A 25,776-nucleotide genomic window follows, 5' to 3' on the forward strand; every position below is an offset into this window, starting at 1 on the left:
TTAGGGGAGTGAAACAGTACCTGAAACCGAATGCTTACAAGCAGTTGGAGCCTCTTTAGGGGGTGACAGCGTACCTCTTGCATAATGGGTCAGTGACTTAATTTATCATGCGAGCTTAAGCCGTTAGGTGTAGGCGCAGCGAAAGCGAGTCTGAATAGGGCGACAGAGTATGATGAATTAGACCCGAAACCCGGCGATCTATGCATGGCCAGGATGAAGGTGCGGTAACACGCACTGGAGGTCCGAACCGGTGAATGTTGAAAAATTCTCGGATGAGCTGTGCTTAGGGGTGAAAGGCCAATCAAGCCGGGAAATAGCTGGTTCTCCGCGAAATCTATTGAGGTAGAGCGTCGGATGTATGCCGATGGGGGTAGAGCACTGGATGGGCTAGGGCGGCGCGAGCTGTACCAAACCTAACCAAACTCCGAATACCATCGAGTCTTATCCGGCAGACAGACGGCGGGTGCTAAGGTCCGTCGTCAAAAGGGAAACAGCCCTAACCTACAGCTAAGGTCCCCAAGTCATCACTAAGTGGGAAAGCATGTGGGAATCCCAAAACAACCAGGAGGTTGGCTTAGAAGCAGCCATCCTTTAAAGAAAGCGTAACAGCTCACTGGTCTAAATAAGGGTTCCTGCGGCGAAGATGTAACGGGGCTAAAGTGATGCACCGAAGCTTAGGGTTCAGAATTTATTCTGAGCGGTAGCGGAGCGTTCCGTAGGCGAGTGAAGCGATCTGGTAATGGGTCGTGGACGTATCGGAAGTGCGAATGCTGACATGAGTAGCGACAAAGAGGGTGAGATGCCCTCTCGCCGAAAGACCAAGGGTTCCTGCGCAACGCTAATCGGCGCAGGGTGAGCCGGCCCCTAAGACGAGCCCGAAGGGGGTAGTCGATGGGAACCACGTTAATATTCGTGGGCCTGAAGATGTGTGACGGATTGCGGACGTTGTTCTTCCTTATCGGATTGGAAGGGCAGCCAAGTTGTCCCAGGAAATAGCCTCTTCATATAGACCGTACCCGAAACCGACACAGGTGGTCAGGTAGAGTATACCAAGGCGCTTGAGAGAAGTATCCTGAAGGAACTCGGCAAATTGCCTCCGTACCTTCGGAAGAAGGAGGCCCTGTATCGACGCAAGTCTTTGCAGGGGGCACAGGCCAGGGGGTAGCGACTGTTTAGCAAAAACACAGGACTCTGCTAAGTCGGCTTCAAGACGACGTATAGGGTCTGACGCCTGCCCGGTGCTGGAAGGTTAAGAGGAGGAGTGCAAGCTCCGAATTGAAGCCCCAGTAAACGGCGGCCGTAACTATAACGGTCCTAAGGTAGCGAAATTCCTTGTCGGGTAAGTTCCGACCTGCACGAATGGCGTAACGACTTCCCCACTGTCTCCAGGATATGCTCAGCGAAATTGAATTCTCCGTGAAGATGCGGAGTACCCGCGGTTAGACGGAAAGACCCCGTGCACCTTTACTGCAGCTTCAGAGTGGTATTAGGAAAGAGTTGTGTAGCATAGGTGGGAGGCTTTGAAGCGACGGCGCCAGCTGTCGTGGAGCCATAGGTGAAATACCACCCTGCTGTTTTCTGATATCTAACCTCGCACCGTTAGCCGGTGTAGGGACCCTCTGTGGCGGGTAGTTTGACTGGGGCGGTCGCCTCCTAAAGAGTAACGGAGGCGCGCGATGGTAGGCTCAGGACGGTTGGAAACCGTCTGCAAGAGTGCAATGGCATAAGCCTGCCTGACTGCGAGACTGACGAGTCGAGCAGAGACGAAAGTCGGTCATAGTGATCCGGTGGTCCCTCGTGGAAGGGCCATCGCTCAACGGATAAAAGGTACGCCGGGGATAACAGGCTGATGATTCCCAAGAGCTCATATCGACGGAATCGTTTGGCACCTCGATGTCGGCTCATCACATCCTGGGGCTGGAGCAGGTCCCAAGGGTTTGGCTGTTCGCCAATTAAAGTGGTACGTGAGCTGGGTTCAGAACGTCGCGAGACAGTTTGGTCCCTATCTGCCGTGGGCGTCGATACTTGAAAGGAGTTGCCCCTAGTACGAGAGGACCGGGGTGAACATACCTCTGGTGTACCTGTCATCCTGCCAAGGGTGCCGCAGGGTAGCTATGTATGGACGGGATAACCGCTGAAAGCATCTAAGCGGGAAGCCTCCCTTGAGATTAGGTATCTTCGAACCGTCGTAGACCACGACGTTGATAGGCCGGGTGTGGAAGTGCGGTAACGCATGGAGCTAACCGGTCCTAATAGTTCTGTTCGCGCTTGAGAATTCCACATCATCAATGACAGTCCTGCCAAAGGCAGACCGTCACGATGACGGACGAAACTCACCAGATACGCATCGATTTAAAACCTTGAACGCGCCTGCTTCATTGCTTGGTGACCATGGCGTCTGTGACCCACCCGATCCCATCTCGAACTCGGCCGTGAAACCAGACTGCGCCGATGGTACTAATGCCTAAGCATTGGAAGAGTAGGTCGTCGCCAGGCATTGAAGCCGGCGCGCTCAAGATAAAAACCCATTCACAACCTCAAAAGCCGCTGCCCGAAATCTCGGAGCGGCGGCTTTTTGGTCTCGGCGCTGCACCAAGCAGCCCAGCAAGACCAGTGTCGCGGGGTGGAGCAGTCCGGTAGCTCGTCAGGCTCATAACCTGAAGGTCGTTGGTTCAAATCCAACCCCCGCAACCACCGCTGTAGAACTCCTCAAGCCATTGAGATCATGGGCTGGTCCCTTCGTGGCCGCCAGGCCCACCATATGCGCCGGGTCCAGTTCGACTTCCGCCTCTACACCATCACCTTCTGGGTAGATCGCAATCCGCGTGATCAAGGCATGAATCACGCCAATGGCGGCCAACCGCAAGTATCGATCATCCAGCGATGTCTGGAGTTCGGCGAGCTTGGCTGTAACCAACGTGGACAGCTCTCCGGCGGTGAGGGGGGGTGAGATCTGGCTGATCGGTTCGCTTTGACCTTTGCCTGGCCTGCAACGCCCGCTTCTCAATCTATCGATCGTCGATCAGCTTGGCGAGCGTCTCACCGACACGCCCAGCTAAGCGGACTTATTCCATCGCTCCGTCGCCCGAGGTACTACGCCGCGCATCAGTCATAACATCCGTTTCGGTCAAATCGACAACATGCAGGGTAAGCCTACCCATACGCTGCGGGACTCGCGAACCGATTGGCACGTCCTCGGTGGCGCGCAGGGTAAATCGATCGAGCCTGAAGATCCCGGAAAAACCGGGCGGAGCGCCGGAAGGAACGTAGCGCCGACCCGCAACCTGCTCGACCATGGCGGCCCCCCACGACCCCATTACGTTTTCGCGTAGCAACTGTGCATCGCGTACCGTGCCGTCAGGCATCACCCAATAGCCGACATCGTTCGATAGGATGGTGGAATGGCGCATCTTCTGGCGCCACAAAGATTGTTCCTCGAATAGCCGGTCGGATTGAGATCGGGCAACGAGGGTTGGAACAATAGTTGCGGCGTTTAATCGGCCGATTGCGATAGCTTCCCAGCGAGCACTTTAATTGCGCTCCCGTCCCGGTTGCGTACATCTATGCTCATGGCGAGTATTGCCGCCATTTCGATTGCCGCACGATCACTGTCGACCAAGGCGACTGCTCAATTGCAAGCTGCCTGGCCTCAGTATCCTTATTTTGCATGAACGATAGCCAAGCCCGGCGAAAAAGTGCCGCGGTAGCCAGTTGCAGCAGCCCACTTTGTATCGCATCGAATTGAACAGATTCGCAATGCGAATCCGCGCTCCCGAACTGGTGCTGCTTTAGTAAATTATCGGCTAAGGCAAGCTTCTGGGCCAGCGTTTCCGGATGGATTTCGCCGATATACTCGCGCAAAATAGTCACGTTTTTACGGAACGATTCAAGCCACAGCCCCGTGTCCCCTTTGTGTTCCGCCGCTGTTGCCAATGTGGCGTGCAGACTGGAGACTTGGCGAGGCAGTCGAGAGACCTGATCTTCATTCCGACGAATGGATCGCTGCCGAGTTGCTCTCGCATTACGATAGCGGCCATCGGCAAAATCCTCGACCGATACCCGAAGAGAAAGTTCGATCTCTTGCTCGGCAGGGCATTTGCGCTCAATGCAATTTGCCAGTTCCACCGCAGGGTTTTCGCCGGTCACGACCAAGGTTTGCGAAGGCATGGCAGTTTGCGAAAGGACCAGAAGTGCGGTTGCAAGCATTTCTATGAATTATCCAGATCATTATGGCGAAGACGAGGCTAGCACGAAAATCGGCACTCTCGTCAGAATGGTAAAGTTTGCGAAGTGATCATGATCCTAACCGGCCGTGCGAAACGACATGGCTTGGACCGTTGGCAATAACGTCGGATTCGGGCGTCCGCTGATGCAGACGCAGAATGGGACATTGCGCTCTCGTCGTGATTGCGAAAGGCGCGCGGAAATCTGGTGCGAATGAGGAGATCGTCGGTCGACCGCTCTAGGGTGATTCGAAAGGGCCTTTTCGCCCTTCCGATGATCATAAGCCGACAATCCAGAAGTTTCCCAAACTCAGCAATTTACACCGTTACAAAACTTGCATTTGTCTGGCGGAACTGGGCAGCGTTAGAGCTAACGTCGCTTCGGGCAGTATTCGATGGCGAAACCACACGTGATCAAAAAGATGGCTGACGATCGAGTGTCTGAAAGTTGTTTGTGCTGCATCCCCTTAGGGAAGCTTGTTAATCAGCGCATGGGTCGTGGTGGTGGCAATCAAAGATGACTGACGCTAAAGGTTTTCATGGATATAGATGGCCGCCTTTCCTGCATTCTTGATGCTACCCACCTCACAGACAGAAAGGCCGAACGAACATGTACGGTCTCCATCCCAAGGCGGCGAAATCCAATAGATGACGACGCGTGACTTTCGCCAGTTTGACACAGCCAGCTTCCTTCGCGGACATTGGCAGCAGGCTCCTTTGTTAATTCGCAACCCGTGGCAGGGTTGGGTTAATCCCCTAGCGCCTGATGAGCTTGCCGGCTTGGCCTGCGAAGAGGATGTCGAATCGCGCCTCGTGCGCCGGACAGCATCCGGACAGTGGGATTTGACCAATGGCCCCCTGTCTAACGCGCATTTCGCCGAGACGGATGGGTATCCCTGGACCTTGCTTGTCCAGGCGGTTGATCATCACATCCCCGCAGTCGCTGCATTGCTCGAAGCATTTCGCTTCATTCCCAATTGGCGGATCGACGATGTGATGGTCAGCTATGCCAGCGATGGCGGCGGCGTGGGGCCGCATTACGACCAGTATGACGTCTTCCTTGTGCAGGGCCTCGGGCGGCGGCGCTGGCGGGTGGGCCAGCGCTGTGACGAGCGCACGGCCCTGCTTCCCCATGAAGACTTGCGGCTGCTGGCGGATTTTCACCCGGTTCACGATTGGGTGCTCGAGCCGGGTGACATACTCTATCTGCCGCCCGGCTTCGCTCATGACGGGGTCGCGGTGGGCGACGATTGCATGACCTATTCGATCGGCTTTCGTGCTCCCTCGCGCGCCGAGCTGGTATCGGGCTGGGCGGATTATGTCATCGACCTGCTGGACGACAACGACCGCTATCGCGATCCCGGGCTGAACCCTGCCGCCAATCCGGGCGAGATCACACCCGAAGCATTCGACAGGCTGCACCATATGGTGACCGAAGCACTGGCGAACCGCGAAAGCTTCGCTCGCTGGGTTGGCAGTCTGGTGTCCGCCCCGAAATCGGATATGATTGATTGGAGCCCCGAGGAGATGGTCCTGCCCCAGGCTGTTCGGGCGGATCTGGCCGCGGGCGGAGTACTGGAGCGAAACCCGGCGAGCCGCTTCGCCTTTCACCGCTCGGGACCGGAAACCCTCACGCTATTCGTCGATGGGACCGCCTATGATTGCGATGGCGCCACTGCACTCTTCGCCGAGACATTGTGCAGGCATGCATCGCACGCGGCAGAGCCTGAGTGGGGCGTGGCGGACCAAACTGTCCAATTGATCTGCGACCTCGCCAACAAGGGTAGCGTTGCCATCGTGTCCGACGACTGACCGCGCCGGTCAGGCCGATCGCCATTCCCCGGGGGGCAGGCCATCGATGGTCCAGTCGCCGACCGCCCAGCGAACAAGCCGGAGCGTGGGATGTCCGACGGCGGCCGTCATCCGCCGGACCTGCCGATTGCGACCCTCCGAGATTGTCAGGCGCAGCCAGCTATCGGGTATGGACTTACGCACGCGGATCGGCGGATCGCGCGGCCAGAGCATGGGATCGGCAATCCGCTCTACCGCTGCTGGCTGGGTGATCCCATCCTTCAGCCGAACTCCCTCTCGCAAGAGCCGGAGCGGCTCGTCGTCCGGCTCTCCCTCTACCTGCACCAGATAGGTCTTGGTGAGCTTGAATCGCGGATTGGCGATCCGGGCCTGCAGGCGTCCGTCATTGGTAAGGACCATCAGCCCTTCGCTGTCGAAATCCAGCCGTCCTGCGGGGTAGTAGCCGGGGGCATCGACGAAATCGGCCAGCGTTGGCCGCGGTTCGCCCTGCCGCTCGTCGGTAAACTGGGAAAGCACGCCGTAAGGCTTGTTCAGCAGGATCACGCCCGTCTTGCGTGGTGTTTCGCCGGTCATGACACTTTCAAGCGTTAAAGGACTTGTTGCGGTCAATAATCAATCGCCGCTGCTGGCAATAGAGCACCCGAGCGCCAGACCGAATTCGCTGCGAATGCTGGATAGCCCGTGCCTTATGACAGAGCGGAAATCTGCCCAAACAAATCCGCTACCAAATGGCAATCTTACGGCCGCGGTCCGAGTATCGCGGCGCGGCGGGAGGGCTCCAGCCATTGCAGGAAGTACCCCCGCCGCCCCGTACTTATCGCATGTAATTGACATAGATCCCGTGGACCAGACCCGGCAGGTACAGGATCAGGGTCAGCACCAGATTGATCAGGAACGTCTTGCCGATACCATGCTTCAGGGCGACCCCCAGCGGCGGTAAAAGTACTGTAGCTATAAGCGTAAGCAATGCCATCATCGGCGTATCTCCTTTCTTAAGACAATCCGGCGACGACTAAGTCGTTCCGCATATGCGAATGAAGCCCGCGCGATAAGCCGCACCCGGCGACAGACCCGCGCTTGCCGAAGGTCGTCGCCGGATGCCTGCAAGTCTTTATCAGTGGGCTTTCGACAAGTCTGGCGGAACCGCGGGTTTCAGCTGCCCTCTTCGGTCGCCGCAATCGCTGCCTTGGCTGCAAGGATATAGGCCGTGGTGGTGGCCACGGTATATTCGTTCTCGAACCACAGGAACGGCCAGTCGGTCTTCAATTCCGGGAAGCCAGGTTTGATGACGATGACGCCCGGCACCATGCCGCCCGGGATGAAGCTGTAATCGGCGCGGTTGTGCCCATAGCCGATCAGTTTCGATCGGGTTCCGACAGCCGAGACCAGCGACAGATTGTTCGCCGGATGGCGGCCCAGCATGTAGTCGAGCGCGTGCAGCGTGTATTCCGGCCCGATCACATCCGGGAACGCCTGGTGCAGCAGGTACATGCGGGCGCCGAAATCGGCCACCTGGCCCGAACCTGCCCACGCCCCCCTGGATACCGGCACGCCGAACGGATTGGCTGCCATCTCGGCATCCACGCGGGTCTTGGCCTCGCGCGCCAGTGCCTTGATGCGGGCGCGATAGGCTGCGTCCATATAGGGCAGGGCCCGCACGGCCGCGCCGCTGGCGCGGTCAAAATCGGACTCGATCGCGGGGATCAGTTCGGCCAGCCTGGCGGTGTAGACCGGATCCCCTTCCGTGGTGATCATCAGTTCAACGGTCGCGGAGACTTTCGCCAGATCGAGGAAACGCGCCTGGAAGCCGCCATCGTCCCGGCCGTCGCTGCTATTGACGTCGGCGTCCTGCTGCTCGGCCCAGAGCGCCTTGGCCGCTGCCAGAGCCTCTGCCGACATGGCGGGGTCGAACTTGGCCATTGCGCGGCTTGCCGCCGCCAGCGCGCCAGACACCGCCAGATCGTTGGTCGGATAGCGCGTGGTGAAGGCCCAGCGGTCGTCCTGCTTGTCGGAGCGTCCACCTTCGACGACATTCTCACCCAGCGAGGCATCATAGAGCAGCCCGTCGGTCTGCGAGCCGGCATCGCCCAGATGCGTATATTGCTGCAGGGTCGGGTCGATGATGCCCACGATCGAATGGCCGAACACCTTGTACTGCGCCAGCAATTGCAGGACGCCGTGCCGGATCTGCTGGAGCGCGTCGGGAACGCCGTCCGGCTTGCGGATCTCCACCTCGCGCGATGCCTGGTCGACGCTGGTTTCGTCCCAGTCGAGCCCGAACAATTCGCGCGTCCATACCAGGTCGCGGACCACCGCGGCGTTCTGCGGCGTCTGGATGTCGAAATCGCCCGCATCCTGGAATCCGCCCACGTCCAGGCCGGCGATATGCTCGCCCGGCTGGAACGGCGAATCGAGTTCGGCGCCCATGCGATAGCCGTCGAAATGCGTGATATTGGGCGGTGCCTGGCGCGCGTCGTCCAGATGGGGTGCGCTCTGCCAGACCCGGTATTGCTCGCGCACCGCGACATGGTCCATCTGCACGGGCAGGAAGGTGTCGAGCGAGGGCTGCCAGATGCGGTCATAGGCATCGGCGGCGATCGGGAACGGATTGGTCGTCTCGCCCGCATAAGAGATGGCATAGATGCCCGGTTCGCGCACGCTCGAGAAATCGAAGGCGGCATAGTCGTAGCGCAGGAACTTGCCCCTTGGCCTAACCGGGGCGGTAAAGACCGGCTGCTCGCCAGCGGCGGTGAGCTTGACCAGAACAGCCTCGTCCGGTGCCTCGAACGCGGGATCGAGTTCGATCAGCGCCACCTTGCTGCGGTTCGGCGTGTAGCCGGCCTGATTGAAGGAGACCACTGGCGGCCGTGTCCAGCCGGGGATCACATTGGGCCGCACATGCCAGACCACGGCGTTTTCCCGCGCGCCCGCCGGTATCAGCGAGCGGACCACGAACCAGCCGTTCTGTGCCCGGTTGCGGGCATCGTACAGCGCCAGCGGCGCAGCATCCGAGGTTATGGTGACGCGGGTCATCGGGTCTTCGGGCGACAGGGTGATCGCCCGCGCGCCTTCTGCCAGCGGCTTGGGATTGCCGGAGCCATCGGTCTCCATGGGTCCGGAAGGGTTGCGCGGGAACAGGCCGGGCTGGTCGCCCATCAGATAGGTCTTGCCGAAATAGGCAGTCGGCAGGAAATCGAGGTTGAAACCGGCCTTGCCCGCAAGTTCGGGCGGCAGCGGCTCGTCGAGATCGACCGCGATGCGAAAGCCTCCGCCCTCCTCGGGGCTCACCTTGACCCGGTATGACAGATTGACGTCTGGATAGCTGGAGCTGACCGCGATCTCACCGGGCGCGCCGCCCGGCAGACGCTCGCCAAAGGTCGGTACGGGGGCCCATTGTTCGGGTGTCGGATCGAGCCGAACCTCGCCATCCGTCGCGATCCTTTCACCGTGGAGGATGATCTGGATGCCCGCATTCTTCTCGTCGAAGAAGATCGGGCTGAACGGGTTCTGCTCGACGATCACGCTGAGTCCCTGGGTCTCAAGCGTCTCTTCGGGGCTTACCTCCAGCGTCTGGGCGTGCAGCGAAACAGCACTGCAAAGGGCAAGCGTTGCGCAAGTGGCGTTCAGCAACCGTCGGGCTTTGAGCATCAGAATGTCATCCTCTTCCAGCTTCGGTGCCATCCATGACCGAGGACCGCATCCGTCTGTTTTATCGTGCATTGGCCCAAGGTCCGGCCTGTTTTGCGATCCGAAGCGATCGCGTGGACGGTTTCCGAGGTAGCGCTATCATTTCTGGACGCTCGACCGCCACAATGCAAGCCCTTGCATCCACGAACGCGATGGCGCGACTACGTTGCCGAAGCGCCGCCTATTGCCGGACCGCAAGGAACAGGGCCCGGTGCGAGCGGTTGGATCCTCATAACCGAAAAGGACATGGAATGAAGGCTGCCAAGATTGGAAACCCCGCCACGCTCGACTCGCTGAAGATCGTCGATCTCGATGATCCTGGCGCACCTGCTGCGGGGGAAATTCCGGTGCGGCTTCATGCCAGTTCGCTCAATTACCACGATTACGGCATCGTCTCGGGCGCAATGCCATCCGCCGATGGCCGCATTCCGATGGCGGATGGTGCTGGAGTGGTGGAAGCGGTGGGCGCGGGCGTCACCGAATTTTCCGAAGGCGATCGCGTCGTCTCGACGTTCTTTCCCCTCTGGCTGGACGGTTCGCCGTCAATCGACGATTTCTCCACCACGCCCGGCGACGGCATCGACGGATATGCGCGCGAATGCGTCGTTCGTCCGGTATCCTATTTCACTCGCGCGCCGGACGGATATACCCATGCCGAGGCGGCAACGCTTACCACCGCCGGGGTGACCGCATGGCGTGCGCTCGTCGTCGAAGGCGGGATCAAGGCCGGCGACAGCGTGTTGGTGCTGGGTACAGGCGGCGTGTCGATCTTCGCACTTCAACTGGCCAAGGCGATGGGCGCAAGCGTGATCGCGACATCGTCGTCAGACGACAAGCTCGAAAAGGTCCGCGCGCTTGGCGCCGATCATTGCATCAACTACAAATCCACGCCGGAATGGGGCGCGGCAGTACGCGATCTCACCGATGGCCGCGGAGTCGATCACGTGGTCGAGGTCGGCGGTCCGGGCACCTTGCCGCAATCGATCGATGCGGTGCGGATCGGCGGCCGTATCGCGCTGATCGGCGTGCTGACCGGCGCAAGCGGCGAGGTGCCGACCGGCAGCCTGATGGCCAGGCATGTGCGGCTGCAGGGGCTGATCGTAGGCAGCCGACGCATGCAGCAGGATTTCGTTCGCGCACTCGGCGCCACCGGCATCAAGCCGGTGAATGACCGCAGCTTCGCGCTCGACAGGATCGCCGATGCCTTCCGTCACGAGGAATCGGGCGCGCATCTCGGCAAGATCGTACTCGAATGGTGAAAAGCGAGGCACCGGGATGAGCGAGACGATAGAGCAATTGCGCCGCAGGATGGAAGCAGCGGCAGCGGCGGAGGACTTCGAGGAAGCCGGAAGGCTGCGCGACCGCATCAGCATCCTGCGCGGCCAGGGTGCCGATGCCGATCCGGATGTCGACACCGGGGGGCTGGTCCGCCAGCAACCGGGCAAGATGGGACTGGGCAGCAGTCGGCAGCAGGTCACCCCGCCCGAAGGATGGAAGCCGCCGAAGAAGCCAGATCCGATGACGCGGGGTCGGGGCGGCGGCAACCGGCGTTGAGAGACGCGGCGACCGCGCAACTTCAAGCAACGCCGCGCCGGTTCTGTCTGCAAATCGTCCTGGCAGGGCAGATGATCTCGCGAACGATGGCGGGCGGCCAAACAAGGCCCCCCGCCATCGGTTACGAATGCCGCTGCAACGCGACGGACCTTAGTCCAGATCGGCCTGCATCCGCCGCACCGCATATTGCTCGGCCTGAAGCGCCGCGGGGACGACCTTGCCCATGCCGAAGAATTCGTGCGTGGTGCCTTCGAACACCCGTTGCTCCACCGGAACGCCCGCCCGGCGCAGGACGGCGGCCAGCGTCTCTTCGTCGGATCGCAGGGGATCGGCCTGCGCATTGATGATCGTCACTGGCGGCAGGCCCTGCAGGTCGGCTTCGACCAGGTCGATCCGCGGATCCTGAGCGTCGGAAGGCTGGCTCTTGTAGTAATGGCCGAACCAGCTGAGCGCGGCGGTATTCAGCGGCTTGGCCTGCGCGCTGTCGCGGCGCGAGGGCAGACCGGCGGTGAAGGCCGACAGGCTCCCCCGCTCTTGTCTTCACGATCCCTTATACGTGTTGAATACCGTCCGGCCCGCCTTGCCGAAAGCTACCACCTGATAGGGCTGTGTCCGTCCGCCCATTTCCATGCCCGGCGACCCGATCGGCATTCCGGCCACCGCCAGGCCCTCGACGCCCGCAGGACGTTCGCGGAGCAGGCGGGCAATGTCGGCAGCGGGCACGTGACCCTCGATCACGTAACCGCCGACGATCATCGTATGGCAGGATCGCAGCTCGCCCGGCACTCCTTCGCGGTCCTTGATGGCGGCCATGTCCGCGCTGTTCTGCACGGCAACCTCGGCGGATAGTTCCTCGCGGACATGTGCGGCCCAGGCTTCGCAGCAGCCGCAATTCGGGTCGCGAAACATGGTGTAGCTTGCCGCCTGCGCCGCGACGCTGCACGCGGCGAGCACCAGTACGGCGGCAGAGCCGAACGAACGCCGCACCGACTTCTTCCAATATCCCGTCATATTCCCGTTCCCTGCGATCGTGCGTATTTCCAAAATGTAGCGGCCAAGACCATCGTGCCGCGGATAAAGAACGTCATAATAAGGGCCTTCGTCCCTGCCGCCATATAGATTCGCGATGGGGCGCAGTTTCTCCAGTAACGGCGACGATCTGCCCGCCGCCCCCGGCTCGCGCATCATGGCATGAAGGCGTCGATGCTCCAGCGGTAGTCTCGGGTTGGCCCGGCACCTGATTCCTGCAACCGCGAACGGCACCTTCGCCCGCACCACATTCCTGAAAGCTGAACAAGCGCAGGTCCGGCCCGGCAGGGGCTTCACCGCGCCCGCATCAAGAATCGCCGTGCGAGCCTTGAACGCGGCGCGCGCATCGCGCAGGAGTTCGGAATGACGACCCACCGTTCGCGCAAGCTGCGATTGCACATTCTTGGCAGCAGGGTTCACAAATGGCTCGCGCTGTTCGTCGGCATCCAGGCCTTGCTGTGGATGGGTACCGGCGCGATCATGTCCTATCTCAAGATCGAACACGTCCGGTCCGAACACGTCATCTCGCGAGAACCGTCTCCTCTGGGCAGCGGCGCGGTGCTTCCGGCGTGGCTTTCCAATTCGGGCGATCTGACGTCCGTCACCACCAAGACGCTGAACGGCAATCCGGTGATCGAGGTAAGGAGGCAGGACGGCACCGCCAGCCTTCACGACCCGATAACCGGAAGACAATTGTCTCCGCTGCCCCGTGGCACCGCCGGGGCAATCGCACTGCAAGCCTGGACGGGGCCGGCTACCCGCGTTGCGTCGGTCACGCCCGCCACGGCCCCCGTGGGGACCGAGTTCGCAGGGCCCTTTCCCGCATGGCAGGTCAGCTTCGCGGACCCCGACGGCACGCGTCTCTATATCGATGCCTCGACCGGAGCGGTGCTGGCGGCGCGAAGCGACACATGGCGTTTCTTCGATTTCGTGTGGGGGCTCCACATCATGGACTGGACGCAGCGCGATCGCATCAACAGCTGGTGGCTGCTGGCCTTTGGCATCTGCGGCACGCTTATCGCGCTCTCGGGCTTCGTTCTTCTGGCGAACAGGTTTCCCAGGCGGCGGCGCAGAAAATCCTAGCGCGCGGCCACCGGTCCCCGGTAGCACGGCGTCCGCCTTGAGCCACCCGGGCGCCAACCGCTTGCCGGCATATGGCAATTAAATACTGGCAGGAAACAAGGCCCGACTATAGTCACCGGTGACGGCCATTCAGCTTCGCTTATCAAGATGGGCTGCCTGTGCGGGATCGCGCAAGCGGGGCGATTATTGCACTGCGACGCATGAAAATCGGTTGATCGGTTCGGCTTGGCGTCGTTAAATCCCGCCAAAATCTCCTAAGGGTCTCTTTCTCTTGTCAAAAACTGCATCTGCGCGCGAATTGCGTGATTCCGCGACCGGGTGGACGATTGTCGGCCTGCTGGTCGGCATCGGGTTCTTCGTGGTCAGTGCCTTCGCGGCCTATCTAAACGTGCTCGACATGCGGGAGAACGAGGACAGGATCCGCAATACGCACGAGGTGCTCAGCACGCTCAACGATCTGCTGTCCGCCGGTCTGGATGCCGAGACCGGCCAGCGCGGCTTTCTGCTGACCGGCGACGACAGATATCTCGAACCCTATCACGACGGCGTCGACGACGCGCGAAAGCATCTTTCGGCGCTGGAAAGGCTGACCCGGAACGACATTGCGCAGCGCGACAATGTGGACGCACTCGGGGCCAGGATCGAGACCCTGTTTCGCATTTCGGAACGAGCGATCCAGATCCGCCGCGAACAGGGCATCGATCAGGCCATCGCACTGACGGATAGCGATCGCGGCAAGATCGCCATGGATGCGATCCGCGAGCAACAGGCGCAAATGAAGCGCGAGGAATTGCGCAAACGCATGCAGCGCTTCGAGGAACTGGCCGCATCATCGCGAACCGCGGTCGTCAGCGCCATTTCCACCAGCCTGATCGGAATCGCCCTGACGATCGCGATCTTCATCCTGCTGGTCCGAACGAATCGCGCCCGCGAACGCCAGCGCTGGCTGCAGAATGCGCAGGTCGATCTTTCCGAAGCGATGCGGGGCGAAAAGACGGTGCCCGAACTGGCCGCAGCCGTGCTGGCATTCCTTGCGGAAAGGACCTGGGCGAATGCGGGCGCGCTGTTCAAGGGCGAGGGCGGGACCTTCAACCGGGTGGCGACGCTGGGCATAGCGGACAAGTCGGAAATGCCCGAATCCTTCGGTTTCGGCGAGGGGCTGCTCGGCAAGGTCGCGGCGGAGGCGCGCGCCACCACATTGTCGGACATGCCCGCGGGCTATTTCAGGATCGGATCGGCGCTGGGCAGCGATACGCCGCGTCATCTGGTGGTCGCGCCCGCGTTCAACGACGGGCTCGTCAACGCAGTGGTCGAACTGGGCTTTTTCGAGGATGTCGACGAGCGCGTCATCGATCTGCTCGAAGCGGCATCGGGATCGCTGGGCATAGCGCTGCGTTCGGCACGCTTTCGCGAGAAGCTTGGGATTGCGCTGGAGGAAATGCAGCGGCAGGCAGGCGAACTGCAGGCGCAGAGCGAGGAACTGCGAGTCTCGAACGAGGAACTGGAAGAACAGGGCAAGGCCCTCAAGGAATCGCAGGCCCGTCTCGAGCTTCAGCAGGTCGAGCTGGAACAGACAAACAGCCAGCTTGAGGAGCAGGCCCAGACGCTGGAAGGACAGCGCGACGAGCTGGGCCGCGCGGCCGCCTCGCTGGAACTGAAGGCGCGCGAACTGGAGCAGGCGAGCCAGTACAAGTCGGACTTCCTGGCGAACATGAGCCACGAGCTGCGCACCCCGCTCAATTCCCTGCTGATCCTGTCCAAGCTGCTTGCCGACAACGCCGACGGCAATCTGTCGGACGAACAGATCAAGTTCGCGCGCACGATCGAATCCTCGGGCAACGATCTGCTGACCCTGATCAACGACATCCTGGACTTGTCGAAGATCGAGGCGGGCCACGTGGAAATCGCGGCCGCCCCGGTGGCGACCGAACGGCTAGCCGCCGATCTGCGCAAGATGTTCGAACCGGTCGCGCAGCAGCGCGGGCTAGAGTTCGAGATCGCGCTCGCGCCTGGCGCGCCGCGCTCGATCGAGACGGACCGGATGCGGCTGGAGCAGGTGCTCAAGAACCTCCTCTCCAATGCGCTGAAATTCACCGAGAAGGGCAAGGTCACGCTGTCCATCGCGCCCGCGTCCGGCGACACGATCGAACTGGCGGTCACCGACACCGGCATCGGCATTTCCGAGGCGCAGCGCGAAGCCATCTTCGAGGCTTTCCGCCAGGCCGACGGCACGATCAGCCGCAAGTTCGGCGGCACCGGGCTGGGCCTGTCGATCTCGCGCGAACTCGTGCGCCTGCTGGGCGGCACGATCCGTCTCGATAGCGAGGAAGGCAAGGGCAGCACGTTCACCGTGACCGTTCCGCTGACCTACGATCCGGCCAAGGTCGCCTCGCGCCAGATTTTGCCCGCCGCAAGCGACGACAAGAGGGTGCCGGCCGCGGCTCCGTCGGCACCGACCCGGCCGAGGGAAGTGCCGGCAGCAGCGCGCGCCATGCTCGACGACCGCGATGCGCTGGCGGAAGGCAAGCGCCTGCTGCTGGTGATCGAGGACGATTCGAGCTTTGCGGGCATCGTCTGCGACCTGTCGCGCGAGATCGGTTTCCAGTGCATCGTCGCGGGAACGGCTCAGGACGCGATCGACCTTGCCCGCGAATACCGGCCAAGCGCGATCGTGCTGGATATCGGCCTGCCCGACCAGTCGGGCCTCACCGTGCTCGACCGCCTCAAGCACCAGGAGGAGACGCGGCACATTCCCATCCACGTCATCTCCGGTTCGGGCCAGAGCCAGACCGCCCTTGCGCTCGGCGCGATCGGCTTCCTTGAAAAACCCGCCCCGCGCGAGCAGCTGGCCGAAGTGCTGGCGGGCCTGCAGGAAAAGCTGACCTCGCGCATGCGCCGCGTGCTGATCGTGGAAGACGACGCGGTGCAGCGCGAAGCGGTGGGCAAGCTGCTGGGATCGCAGGACGTCGAGACCGTGGGCGTCGGCACCGCCGCCGAATGCCTCGAGGAACTGCGCGACGGGCGATACGACTGCATGGTGCTCGACCTTTCGCTGCCCGATGCCTCTGGCTTCACCCTGCTGGAAACGCTGAGCGAGGAGGGCGATGCGTCTTATCCGCCGGTCATCGTCTATACCGGCCGCGACCTGTCGCCAGAGGAAGAGCAGCGCCTGCGCCGCTATTCCAGCTCGATCATCATCAAGGGCGCGAAATCGCCCGAACGCCTGCTCGACGAGGTATCGCTTTTCCTCCACCGCGTCGTTTCCGAACTGCCGCCCGAACAGCGCCAGATGATCGAGAAGGCGCGCCACCGCGACGCGGCGCTCGAGGGCAAGCGGATTCTCATCGTCGAGGATGACGTGCGCAACGTCTATTCGCTGACCAGCGTGCTCGAACCGCGCGGCGCGCTGACCCGGATCTCGCGCAACGGGCAGGAGGCGCTCGACGCACTCGCCGAAGCGGAAGGCGATCCGGACAAGGCGATCGATCTGGTGCTGATGGACGTGATGATGCCGGTGATGGACGGCCTTACCGCCGTCCGCGAGATCCGGGCCAACCCGCAATGGCGCAAGCTGCCGATCGTGATGCTGACGGCCAAGGCCATGCCCGACGACCAGCAGAAATGCCTCGACGCGGGGGCCAACGACTACATGGCCAAGCCGATCGACGTCGACCGCCTGCTGTCGCTGGTGCGCGTATGGATGCCGCGGTAATGGTCGAGAGCATCGAGGATATCGAGATCCAGCTGCTGCTGGACGCGGTCTATCGCCATTATCATTACGATTTCCGGCACTACGCGCGCGCTTCGATCAAGCGGCGCCTGCTTCAGGCGCGTGCGCAATGGGGCTTTGAAAGCATCTCGGAAATGCAGTCCGCGGTGCTGCATGACGAGACGATCCTGCCGCAATTGCTGAACTTTCTGACCGTGCAGGTCAGCGAGATGTTCCGCGATCCGTCCTATTTCCGGGCGCTGCGGGAAAAGGTGGTGCCGCATCTGCGCACCTATCCCTCGCTCAAGGTATGGGTCGCGGGCTGCAGCAATGGCGAGGAACTCTATTCGCTGTCGATACTCTTCGCAGAGGAGGGCCTGGCGGATCGCACGATATTTTACGCGACCGACATCAATCCCTCGGCGCTGAGGGCGGCGCAGGCGGGCGTCTATCCGCTCGACCGCATTCGCCTGTTTACCGAAAACCACCAGCTGTCGGGCGGCCATACCTCGCTGTCGGACCATTACACCGCCAATTACGACCTGGCGGTATTCGACAAGACCCTGCGCGAACGCACGGTCTTTTCCGATCACAGCCTGGTGACCGATGCCGCGTTCGGCGAAATGCATCTCGTCTCGTGCCGCAACGTGCTGATCTATTTCGACAACGAATTGCAGGACCGCGTGGTGAAGCTGTTCTCGGACTCGCTTGTGCGCGGCGGCTTCCTCGGCATCGGATCGAAGGAGAGCCTTCGCTTTTCCGCCCATGCCGATCTGTTTTCGGACTTCGTGCGCGAGGAAAAGATCTATAGGAGGAAATCGCGATGAGCCTGCGCGCGGTCGTCATCGGCGCTTCCGCCGGCGGGGTGCAGGCGCTTTCGCAGCTGCTGCCTGGCCTTTCAGCCGGCTTTCCGGTGCCCGTCATGGTCGTCGTCCACGTTCCCCCGCGAAAGGCCAATGCGCTGGTCGATCTCTTCGCGCAGAAATGCCGACTTCCGGTCAAGGAAGCGGAAGACAAGGAGCCGCTTGTGCCCGGCACGATCTATTTCGCTCCACCCGATTATCACCTTCTCGTCGAGACCGAGCGGACGCTGGCCCTGTCTTCGGACGAAACGGTCAACCATTCCCGCCCTGCCATCGACGTGCTGTTCGAAACCGCTGCCGATGCGTTCGGTCCGGGGCTGGTCGGCATCGTCCTGACCGGCGCGAACCACGACGGTGCGCGCGGCCTAAAGGCGGTCTGCGAAGCGGGCGGCACCGCCCTGGTCCAGGATCCGGCAACGGCAGAAGTCGCGACCATGCCCGAGGCGGCGCTGGCCGCATGTTCCGCAGCGCGGGCGATGAAGCTCGACGAAATCGAACGGTCCCTCGAAGCGATGGTCCGGTCATGACCGATCCCGTCAAATTCCTGCTGGTCGACGATCTCGATGAAAACCTGCTCGCGCTCGAGGCGCTGCTCACGCGCGAGGGGCTGGTGCTGCACAAGGCCCGCAGCGGCGAGGAAGCGCTCGAACTGATGCTGCGCAACGAATATGCGCTTGCGCTGCTGGACGTGCAGATGCCCGGCATGGACGGTTTCGAGCTGGCCGAATTCATGCGCGCCAATGATCGTTCGCGGCATATCCCGATCATCTTCGTCACCGCCGGGACGGGCGATGCCTCGCGCCGCTTCCGCGGGTACGAGGCGGGTGCGGTCGACTTCATCCAGAAGCCGATCGAGACCGACGTCCTGCGGTCCAAGTCGAACGTGTTCTTCGATCTTTACGAACAGCGCCGCCAGATCACCGCCCAGCGCGACGAGCTGGCAAGCCTGGGCGCCGCCCTTCGCGCCGCGGACCAGCAGAAGAACCGGTTCCTGGCGGTGCTTGCCCATGAATTGCGCAATCCGCTGGCGGTGCTCGCCTCGGGCCTGAACATCCTGGAGCGGGCGAAGGAAGGCGTCGATGCGGATCATATACGCATGACGATGCGCCAGAACATCGCCCACGTCAGCCGTCTGGTGGACGATCTGCTCGACATCAACCGGATCGAGCGCGGCAAGATTTCACTGAAGAAGGAAATGGTCCGGCTGGACCGGATCCTGCCTGCCGCGCTGGACCTTGCGCAGCCCGCGATCGAAGCGGCGAACCACAGGCTGCAGGTCGAAATGCCCGGCGAGGCGATCACGCTGGAAGCCGATCCTGCGCGCCTGATCCAGATCATCAGCAACATCGTCGGCAATGCGGCGCGCTATACCCCCCAGGGCGGCGAGATCGAGGTGAGGGTGGCCAGCAGCGACGGCTTTGCGGTCATCGAGATAGCGGACAACGGCATCGGCATCCCGCCCGAACAGCAGGCGCGCATATTCGACATGTTCGAACAGTCGGACACCGGCCTCGGCGTCATCGGGGACGGGCTCGGCATCGGGCTTGCGCTGGTGAAGCAGCTGGTCGAACTGCACGGCGGAGAAATCCATCTGCAGACCTCGCAGCCGGGCGAAGGCAGCACCTTCGAGGTGAAACTGCCGATCGCGAAATAGGGACCGGGATGGGTGGCGGCTTTATCGCCGCCACCGAACCGCAGCGCCCGGCGGCAATCATCAGCCCAGGTATGGCCGCAGCTTGCGAAGCGCCTTGCCCCCCATGTCGAGCGGGCGCGGGGCGAGCGAGAATTTCGCGCCCAGCCATCCCAGCGCTTCGGCATTCTTCCGCCGGCGCAGCACGTTCAGCACGTGCCCCAGGTCGGACAGATGGAAACCCGATACCAGCGCGCTCGACTCGTCGTTCAGCGCTTCGCGCGAGAGACGAACCGATTTGCGGATGGTCAGAAGCGCTTCCCGCGTCGGCATCTCGAAGAACTCGTCCGACAGCGCGCGAAAGGCGGCCGCGCAGACCTGCGCGGTCGGAAACGCCTGCATGTAGAGCGGTGCCCACTCGCGAACGAAGGCTTGCACCTCGTCCGCGATCTGCTGCCGGATCGCGGCCTCTTCGGGATTCATGCGCTGCAAAACAGGCCGTGCCTTGCCGTCCTCGCCGAATTCGAACCCCTTGCAGCTGCCCTCGGGCGCCATGCCGAACAGATGCTCTGCCACGGTCGCGTGCCGCCACAACGCCGGCGGCGTCGCCGCACGCCGATGCGCGATATTGAGTTCGATCATCGATTCCGCGCGGCCCGCCTGCCGGAAGTTGCGCCGGGTCTCGCTGAGGTACAGATAGAGCCCGAACATGCGCTGTTCGGGGACCAGCGATTGCAGCGCGGTCTGGACATTCAGATGCCAGCCGATGTCGACGATCGCCGACGATCCCGCGCCAATCAGCCCGACATTCTCGAAATACTGGCGGGCCGCGCGCCGCAATTCGGCGGCATCGTCAAGCACGGCGCGGCCTTCCTCGGCCCGTGCCAGCACCTGGACGAAGCGGCCGAAATCGGCCGCCGACATGGGCGCATCCTGGCCAAACTCATCGCATAGCGCGTGCATTTGCGGCGACAGCGCGGCCCGGTCGAGGCGCAGATAGCGCAGCAGCTTGTCCGTCGTCAGGTCGCCGGGCTGATCGAAAATCCACTGGAGATCGGTCTGCAGGTCGCGAATGGACGCGAAATACAGCGAATATCGCGAGCCGTAGACATAATGGCTCTCGACCCCGGTCAGGCCGGTCTTCTTCAGATAGTCGGCAGCCAGGAAAGGCAGAAAGCCGTCGCGCGCCATGAAGTAGAGCCGGTCGACCTTGCCTTCCTCGGCCCGCCGTACCGTCCAGAGCGCCCAGAGCAGCGAGGCCGGCCCCAGGAAATCGGAAACCAGGCGGTTGCCGGTCCCGCGATAATCGGCGCGGCCGCTGCGCACCGACCCCACCAGAATCGAACGCGACAGCTGCGATGTCGCAAGCGCTTCGTTCAGCCGCTTTTCGAAGCCGTTCAGCCTGTGCCCGCGATAATGCTTTGATCGCAGCCCCAGCGAACGCGGCTTGCGGTGATCGGAATGCCGGTGGTCGCCGGTCATGAAATAGTCGGAAGGGCTGCCGCCCAGATCCTCCATCACGTGATGATAGAGATCGCCGTCGTGCTTCGTCTTGTCATGCGAGGAGGAGACGAAGATCTCGTCGCCCGGCTGCATCACGCCGTTTTCTTCCAGCACGGACCGCAGGAAATCGGCGGGCAGATACATATCCGAGACGAAGACGATGCGGTGGCCCTGCTCGCGCCGCGATGCGATCACCGACAGGATCTCGGCATTGGGATAGAGCAGTTCGCGCTCGCACGCCAACTCGGCCTCTACCCCCAGGTCGCGGTTGTCGCCGACCATCCACGCAAGCTCGTCCCAGATCGCCGCCAGCGTGGTTTCGGCCCGGTCCTTGCGCGCGCGCCGTTCGGCCACGATGCGGGCCGATACGAACGCGTCCTCGCAGATGCCGTCCGTCTGTTCGGGCACGTCCCTGGAAAGCCGGTGATAGATCAGCCGGAAGACATCCGTGGGATCCACTACCTTGCGAAACAGAACCGTGTCGAGAAGATCGAAACAGGCAAATTTTTGCGGGCTGTCTTTGCTTCCGCGCTTTTCCCGTGAAGCAAGCGATGGGGATTTAGAAGGGTTTTCCTGCACGCTCTCTGTCATTCAAAAATTTGCGACACCGATAGTCCCGGCGACCATCAGCGACCGGCGCCGAACGATCAAGCGCATTTTGGAACTAAGCCCTTTGATCCGGCACGATACGGACGTGACCCGATCCCGACCAATCACACCCTAATACAAACATGAGTGTCTGGTTTCCCGTCCGCGGCCTAATCTCATTCGCGACATATAAGCCGAAAAAACGGCTGATGGTGGGAGAGAGCGGATGAAGAGGGCGTTGCACTTCTGTTTGGGCGCGTCGGCCATGGTGCTGGCGTCGACGCTGGCCCCGAAGCAGGCCCACGCGCAGGCGGTCACGAACGAGCCGGGCGAGACGAGCGTCCCCGCCGAAACCCCGGCAGCGGGCGTCACCGAGATCGTCGTCACGGCGCAGAAGGAATCGCAGAACCTTCAGGATGTGCCGATCTCGGTAACCGCGGTCACCGGGGAAATGATCGAGGATGCGCAGATCAACAATATCGCGGATCTGTCGAACTCGATCCCCAATGTTCAGATCAACACCTTCTCGAACTCGCCGGATTCGGCGGTCTTCACGATCCGCGGCGTCGGGGTGAACGATGCCGATCCCTATGTCGGCACCACCGTTTCGGTCGTGGTCGACGGCGTGGTCGTGGGGGTGAACACCGCGGCGCTCCTCTCGCTGTTCGATATCGAGCGGGTGGAAGTGCTGCGCGGGCCCCAGGGCACGCTGTTCGGCGCCAACACCACCGGCGGCGTCATCAATGTCATCACCAAGCAGCCGACGGGAGAGTTCGGCGGGGACGTCCAGTTCGTCTATGGCAACTATGGGCAGCTCGAGGTGAATGCCTCGCTCAATTTCCCGATCGCGGAGCAACTCGCGGGCAAGATCAGCGTCCTGCACAACGAGATGGACGGATATTTCCGCAACTACCTCGACGGCGAGCGCATCGGGGAGCGTAACATCACGACGTTCCGCGGCTATCTGCAATATGACGGCGCGGACTATGACGCGACCTTGATCGGCGAATATGTCCGGTCGCGCAACGGATCGCAGACCGGCGTGCTGATCGCCGGGCCGGGCGAATTGTTCTACACCCCGGGCGAGACCGAGGATCCGTTCGACTTCAGGCGGGGCCTGTCGGACGACCAGCCCGACCTGAACGACCGCGACACCTATTCGCTGACGCTGACGCAGAACCTCGACACCTCGCTCGGGACGCTGACGTCGATCACCAATTACCGCGAATATGACAATCTGCTGTTTTCGGACGACGATGCGACCACGCGCGTCCTTTTGCAGACGCGGCGCGACACCAACCATCACCAGTTCAGCCAGGAATTGCGCAACCTGGTCGACATAACGGACAGCACGCGGCTGATCGCGGGCGTCTTCTATTTCGAGCAGGAATATACCCTCGACCAGGACGGCAAGCTCGACGGCTTCCTGCCCGGCCTGGGACAGCCGCAGACGCAGGAGCAGGAGAACCGGTCCTATTCCGCCTTCGCGCAGCTCTATCAGGATCTCACGCCCGAGCTGACGCTGCAGGCCGGCATCCGCTATAGCCATGAACGCACGAGCGCGACGTCGACCACGGCAAATTCGATCAGCCCCGACGGCGGCCCGGCCGCGTTCGACGATCCGGTCATTCCCGGATCGCTGATCACCGCCACGGGCAAGGAAAGCTGGGACAATGTCGGGTACAAGGTCGGGCTGGACTATGCGCCCAGCACCGACCTGCTGCTTTACGGATATTATGCGCGCGGCTTCAAGTCGGGCGGGTTCACGGGGCGCATCGCCATCGCGCAGGATATCGGCCCGTTCGACCCCGAAACGCTCGACACGTTCGAGATCGGGGTGAAGGCGGACCTTCTCGACCGCCGGCTGCGCTTGAACCTGGCGACCTTCCTCAACAAGTACGACGACATGCAGGTGGTGCAGAACATCACCTATCCCTCGGGCGCCAATTCCGCCTCGATCGCCAATGCGGGCAAGGCGGAGACCAAGGGCTTCGAGCTCGAGGCGACGGCCGTACCGGTCGACGGGCTGACGCTGTCGGGTTCGCTCGCCTATCTCGACGCGAAATACGAGGAATACGACACGCTGGTGCTCGACGCCGCGACCGGCGGGCTGGTGCCGGTTTCCTATGCCGGCAACCGGTTGATGAACTCGCCCGAATGGAATGTCGCACTCGGCTTCAACTGGGAAGGGCGCGTCGGGCCGGGCGAGCTCAACGCCAATGCGCAATATACCTACACCAGCGACAAGTTCACCAGCTACACCAACCTGCCGGTGGAACAGGTCGACGCGATCGAGCTGGTCAACGCCAGCCTGCGCTGGAGCCCCGACAATTCGGGCCTTGAGTTCGGGGTGTGGGTGCGCAACCTGTTCGACGAGGAATATTTCAACCAGAAGCTCAACCTTGCGGGCATCGGCACGCTCGCCTCGATCGGGGCGCCGCGCACCTATGGGATCGATGCAAGGTTCAGCTTCTGAAGACCGCCGGGAAAGGGCCCCCGTCATGACCGACACGAAACGAGAGGGCGGGTGCCTGTGCGGAGCGGTGCGGTACGAGGTGTCGTGGCCGCCGATGATGCTGGTCACCTGCGCCTGCACCAATTGCCAGAAACAGTCGGGGGCCGCCGCCTCGGTCGTGGGGGCGGTGGCGCGCGATGCGCTGGTCCTCAGCGGCACGCTCAAGACGTATGAGGACCGCGCGGCCAGCGGCAATGCCGTCTATCGCCAGTTCTGCCCCGATTGCGGATCGCCCATACTGACCGACACAAAGGCCGCGCGCGAGGGGAACATGATCTTCTTCAAGGCGGGGACGCTGGACGATACGGCGGACCTGGCGCCCACGATGCATTGCTGGACGGCCAGCGGGCAGCGGTGGGTGCATTATCCGCAAGGCGACATCGTCATGCAGCGGCAGGAGGGGCTGGGCTGACCCGGGCCGGTTTCAGGCCACGTCCAGCACGATGTGACATTCCACGCCGCTGGGCGCGAAGTTCAGTTCGCTGGTGCCGTCCGCGGCAAGCGCCCTGGCGATCAGAACGGATCCGAAGCCCTCGGTCCTATCCGGGCTGACCGCCGGACCGCCGCATTCCTTCCAGGATACCTCCACCGCGCCGTCCGAACGCGCGATCCGAACCTCGACGCGGCCGCTTTCGACCGACAGGGCGCCATATCTGACCGCATTGGTGACCAGCTCGTGGAAGATCAGCGACAGGCCCTGGCTGGCGGATGCCGACAGCGCAGCCTCGTCCGATACCGCGATGTCGAAGCGGCCTTCGTATCCCCTGAAGGCCGACAGTTCGGCTTTCAGGATGGCGCTTGGCTTCATCGAGTCGGGCGAATGCGCGATCAGCAACTGGTGCGTGCGGGCAAGCGCGCCGACCCTGCCTTCGAGCGACCGGGCGAATTGGGATATGTCGGTGGCGCCGCGTGCCGACATCCTGACCAGCGACTTGATCATGGACAGCATGTTGCGGACCCGGTGGTTCAGCTCGCTGGTGATGAGGCGAAGCCTGGCCTGGCTTTCCTTGGAATCGGTGATGTCGATGACATGGCCGATCAGCTTGACGATCCGCGCCTCGGCATCCTTGAGCGGGCATCCGGCGGCCCTGATCCAGCGGATGTCGCCGCGAAAGGTGCGGATCTGGCATTCGAAGGACCATTCGCGGCTTTCCTCGACCGCGGTCTTCTGAAGATCGTCGACCCTGGCGCGGTCGGCGTCGACCACATGATCCAGGAACTGGCCATAGCTCCACGACGCGAGCGGCTGGTCATAGCCGAAGATCTCGTCGTGCGTGCCGTTCCTGACCGCCAAACCCGACTGCAGTTCCAGTTCCCAGATACCGATCTGGCCCGATTCCAGGACAAGGCGCAGATGATCGGCGCTTCGATTTTCGAACGGTTGCAGATCGGGCATCGCGGCTGTTCTAATCCAGGTTCGCAATGCTGTCACCTGTACAGCATCGCAGGGGGCGGGCGAACGCAGCTGCAGGCAGGGCAATCATCAAATCGTGGTTGCTACGGATCGCCATCGCCAATCGTCCGCAAGGCAAATCGGCGGCTCCGGCCCGATCCTGCGTAGAAAGGCCGAAGGCGGTCTG

At 62.0% G+C, this 25,776-nt stretch carries 20 protein-coding genes, 1 tRNA gene and 2 rRNA genes (1 of these 23 running past the window's edge); 14 read left to right on the plus strand and 9 right to left on the minus strand.

The genetic code is table 11. The features are described from left to right. The 4 genes from A9D14_RS03375 to A9D14_RS03390 form a co-directional block, all read left to right on the plus strand. Positions 1–2,273 (plus strand): 23S ribosomal RNA (locus A9D14_RS03375) (it extends 520 nt beyond the left edge of the window). 108 nt (positions 2,274–2,381) lie between these two features. Then, a 5S ribosomal RNA gene (rrf, locus tag A9D14_RS03380) occupies positions 2,382–2,496 on the plus strand. Positions 2,497–2,617: 121 nt separating this feature from the next. Then, positions 2,618–2,694, plus strand: a tRNA-Met gene (locus A9D14_RS03385). A 67-nt stretch (positions 2,695–2,761) separates the two neighbouring features. Next, positions 2,762–2,950, plus strand: a complete 189-nt coding sequence (locus A9D14_RS03390) for a hypothetical protein (protein ID WP_087910447.1) — start codon at positions 2,762–2,764, stop codon at positions 2,948–2,950. A gap of 115 nt (positions 2,951–3,065) precedes the next feature. Here the strand turns inward: A9D14_RS03390 and A9D14_RS03395 are convergent, their stop codons facing one another. Further along, on the minus strand, positions 3,066–3,425 hold the full coding sequence (locus A9D14_RS03395) for a hypothetical protein (protein ID WP_066842947.1): 360 nt from the start codon (positions 3,423–3,425) through the stop codon (positions 3,066–3,068). Between the two features lie 142 nt (positions 3,426–3,567). Beyond that, positions 3,568–4,206: a hypothetical protein gene (locus tag A9D14_RS19295; RefSeq protein ID WP_157668120.1), complete on the minus strand. Its 639-nt coding sequence runs from the start codon at positions 4,204–4,206 to the stop codon at positions 3,568–3,570. Between the two features lie 665 nt (positions 4,207–4,871). On the opposite strand from A9D14_RS19295, the gene A9D14_RS03405 reads away from it, so the two are divergent. Further along, the gene (locus tag A9D14_RS03405) at positions 4,872–6,035 is read left to right on the plus strand and encodes a cupin domain-containing protein (protein ID WP_066842951.1); all 1,164 of its coding nucleotides are present in this window, start codon (positions 4,872–4,874) and stop codon (positions 6,033–6,035) included. Positions 6,036–6,044: 9 nt separating this feature from the next. Here the strand turns inward: A9D14_RS03405 and A9D14_RS03410 are convergent, their stop codons facing one another. From A9D14_RS03410 to A9D14_RS03420, 3 genes are all read right to left on the minus strand, one after another. Further along, positions 6,045–6,608 (minus strand): pseudouridine synthase, encoded by a 564-nt coding sequence (locus tag A9D14_RS03410; protein WP_066842952.1) that lies wholly within the window; start codon positions 6,606–6,608, stop codon positions 6,045–6,047. Positions 6,609–6,849: 241 nt separating this feature from the next. Continuing rightward, entirely contained in the window at positions 6,850–7,011 is a 162-nt protein-coding gene (locus A9D14_RS03415) for a YqaE/Pmp3 family membrane protein (protein WP_269769214.1), read from the minus strand. Positions 7,012–7,187: 176 nt separating this feature from the next. Beyond that, on the minus strand, positions 7,188–9,683 hold the full coding sequence (locus tag A9D14_RS03420; RefSeq protein WP_066848134.1) for a glycoside hydrolase family 9 protein: 2,496 nt from the start codon (positions 9,681–9,683) through the stop codon (positions 7,188–7,190). Positions 9,684–9,973: 290 nt separating this feature from the next. Here A9D14_RS03420 and A9D14_RS03425 point away from each other — a divergent pair, with 290 nt between their 5' ends. Beyond that, entirely contained in the window at positions 9,974–10,981 is a 1,008-nt protein-coding gene (locus A9D14_RS03425) for a zinc-dependent alcohol dehydrogenase family protein (RefSeq protein WP_066842954.1), read from the plus strand. 16 nt (positions 10,982–10,997) lie between these two features. Further along, the gene (locus A9D14_RS03430; protein WP_066842956.1) at positions 10,998–11,276 is read left to right on the plus strand and encodes a UvrB/UvrC motif-containing protein; all 279 of its coding nucleotides are present in this window, start codon (positions 10,998–11,000) and stop codon (positions 11,274–11,276) included. A gap of 150 nt (positions 11,277–11,426) precedes the next feature. Here A9D14_RS03430 and A9D14_RS03435 read toward each other — a convergent pair whose 3' ends face one another. Then, entirely contained in the window at positions 11,427–11,798 is a 372-nt protein-coding gene (locus tag A9D14_RS03435; protein WP_083987589.1) for an alpha/beta hydrolase, read from the minus strand. An 18-nt stretch (positions 11,799–11,816) separates the two neighbouring features. Further along, positions 11,817–12,287, minus strand: coding sequence for a DUF411 domain-containing protein (locus A9D14_RS03440; protein WP_066848140.1), 471 nt, complete (start codon positions 12,285–12,287; stop codon positions 11,817–11,819). 381 nt (positions 12,288–12,668) lie between these two features. Here A9D14_RS03440 and A9D14_RS03445 point away from each other — a divergent pair, with 381 nt between their 5' ends. From A9D14_RS03445 to A9D14_RS03465, 5 genes are all read left to right on the plus strand, one after another. Next, positions 12,669–13,388 (plus strand): PepSY domain-containing protein, encoded by a 720-nt coding sequence (locus tag A9D14_RS03445; RefSeq protein ID WP_066842960.1) that lies wholly within the window; start codon positions 12,669–12,671, stop codon positions 13,386–13,388. A 397-nt stretch (positions 13,389–13,785) separates the two neighbouring features. After that, positions 13,786–17,100 (plus strand): response regulator, encoded by a 3,315-nt coding sequence (locus A9D14_RS03450; RefSeq protein WP_083987982.1) that lies wholly within the window; start codon positions 13,786–13,788, stop codon positions 17,098–17,100. Next, positions 17,100–17,924, plus strand: coding sequence for a CheR family methyltransferase (locus A9D14_RS03455; protein WP_066848144.1), 825 nt, complete (start codon positions 17,100–17,102; stop codon positions 17,922–17,924). Before A9D14_RS03450 ends, A9D14_RS03455 begins: the two co-directional genes overlap by 1 nt. After that, on the plus strand, positions 17,921–18,487 hold the full coding sequence (locus A9D14_RS03460; protein WP_066842967.1) for a chemotaxis protein CheB: 567 nt from the start codon (positions 17,921–17,923) through the stop codon (positions 18,485–18,487). The genes A9D14_RS03455 and A9D14_RS03460 overlap by 4 nt, the downstream gene beginning before the upstream one ends. Then, positions 18,484–19,614, plus strand: a complete 1,131-nt coding sequence (locus A9D14_RS03465) for a hybrid sensor histidine kinase/response regulator (protein WP_066842969.1) — start codon at positions 18,484–18,486, stop codon at positions 19,612–19,614. Before A9D14_RS03460 ends, A9D14_RS03465 begins: the two co-directional genes overlap by 4 nt. A 60-nt stretch (positions 19,615–19,674) precedes the next feature. On the opposite strand, the gene A9D14_RS03470 is transcribed toward A9D14_RS03465, so the two are convergent. After that, positions 19,675–21,552 (minus strand): hypothetical protein, encoded by a 1,878-nt coding sequence (locus A9D14_RS03470; RefSeq protein ID WP_066842971.1) that lies wholly within the window; start codon positions 21,550–21,552, stop codon positions 19,675–19,677. A gap of 367 nt (positions 21,553–21,919) precedes the next feature. Here A9D14_RS03470 and A9D14_RS03475 point away from each other — a divergent pair, with 367 nt between their 5' ends. Both A9D14_RS03475 and A9D14_RS03480 read left to right on the plus strand, forming a co-directional pair. After that, entirely contained in the window at positions 21,920–24,157 is a 2,238-nt protein-coding gene (locus A9D14_RS03475) for a TonB-dependent receptor (protein ID WP_157668121.1), read from the plus strand. A 25-nt stretch (positions 24,158–24,182) separates the two neighbouring features. Next, positions 24,183–24,608 (plus strand): GFA family protein, encoded by a 426-nt coding sequence (locus A9D14_RS03480; RefSeq protein ID WP_066842973.1) that lies wholly within the window; start codon positions 24,183–24,185, stop codon positions 24,606–24,608. 12 nt (positions 24,609–24,620) lie between these two features. On the opposite strand, the gene A9D14_RS03485 is transcribed toward A9D14_RS03480, so the two are convergent. After that, entirely contained in the window at positions 24,621–25,592 is a 972-nt protein-coding gene (locus A9D14_RS03485) for a sensor histidine kinase (protein ID WP_066842975.1), read from the minus strand. Positions 25,593–25,776: the final 184 nt, after the last annotated feature.

Source organism: Croceicoccus marinus (assembly GCF_001661675.2).
Classification (GTDB): domain Bacteria; phylum Pseudomonadota; class Alphaproteobacteria; order Sphingomonadales; family Sphingomonadaceae; genus Croceicoccus; species Croceicoccus marinus.

Excerpts from the sequence above, each read along its gene's own strand:
- A9D14_RS03390 (WP_087910447.1), top strand. The coding sequence starts at position 2,762 with ATGCGCCGGGTCCAGTTCGACTTCCGCCTCTACACCATCACCTTCTGG.
- A9D14_RS03415 (WP_269769214.1), bottom strand. The coding sequence starts at position 7,011 with ATGATGGCATTGCTTACGCTTATAGCTACAGTACTTTTACCGCCGCTG.
- A9D14_RS03455 (WP_066848144.1), top strand. The coding sequence starts at position 17,100 with ATGGTCGAGAGCATCGAGGATATCGAGATCCAGCTGCTGCTGGACGCG.
- A9D14_RS03405 (WP_066842951.1), top strand. The coding sequence starts at position 4,872 with ATGACGACGCGTGACTTTCGCCAGTTTGACACAGCCAGCTTCCTTCGC.
- A9D14_RS03450 (WP_083987982.1), top strand. The coding sequence starts at position 13,786 with ATGCGGGAGAACGAGGACAGGATCCGCAATACGCACGAGGTGCTCAGC.
- A9D14_RS03485 (WP_066842975.1), bottom strand. The coding sequence starts at position 25,592 with ATGCCCGATCTGCAACCGTTCGAAAATCGAAGCGCCGATCATCTGCGC.
- A9D14_RS19295 (WP_157668120.1), bottom strand. The coding sequence starts at position 4,206 with ATGCTTGCAACCGCACTTCTGGTCCTTTCGCAAACTGCCATGCCTTCG.
- A9D14_RS03430 (WP_066842956.1), top strand. The coding sequence starts at position 10,998 with ATGAGCGAGACGATAGAGCAATTGCGCCGCAGGATGGAAGCAGCGGCA.
- A9D14_RS03420 (WP_066848134.1), bottom strand. The coding sequence starts at position 9,683 with ATGCTCAAAGCCCGACGGTTGCTGAACGCCACTTGCGCAACGCTTGCC.
- A9D14_RS03425 (WP_066842954.1), top strand. The coding sequence starts at position 9,974 with ATGAAGGCTGCCAAGATTGGAAACCCCGCCACGCTCGACTCGCTGAAG.
- A9D14_RS03480 (WP_066842973.1), top strand. The coding sequence starts at position 24,183 with ATGACCGACACGAAACGAGAGGGCGGGTGCCTGTGCGGAGCGGTGCGG.
- A9D14_RS03440 (WP_066848140.1), bottom strand. The coding sequence starts at position 12,287 with ATGACGGGATATTGGAAGAAGTCGGTGCGGCGTTCGTTCGGCTCTGCC.
- A9D14_RS03465 (WP_066842969.1), top strand. The coding sequence starts at position 18,484 with ATGACCGATCCCGTCAAATTCCTGCTGGTCGACGATCTCGATGAAAAC.
- A9D14_RS03445 (WP_066842960.1), top strand. The coding sequence starts at position 12,669 with ATGACGACCCACCGTTCGCGCAAGCTGCGATTGCACATTCTTGGCAGC.
- A9D14_RS03410 (WP_066842952.1), bottom strand. The coding sequence starts at position 6,608 with ATGACCGGCGAAACACCACGCAAGACGGGCGTGATCCTGCTGAACAAG.
- A9D14_RS03460 (WP_066842967.1), top strand. The coding sequence starts at position 17,921 with ATGAGCCTGCGCGCGGTCGTCATCGGCGCTTCCGCCGGCGGGGTGCAG.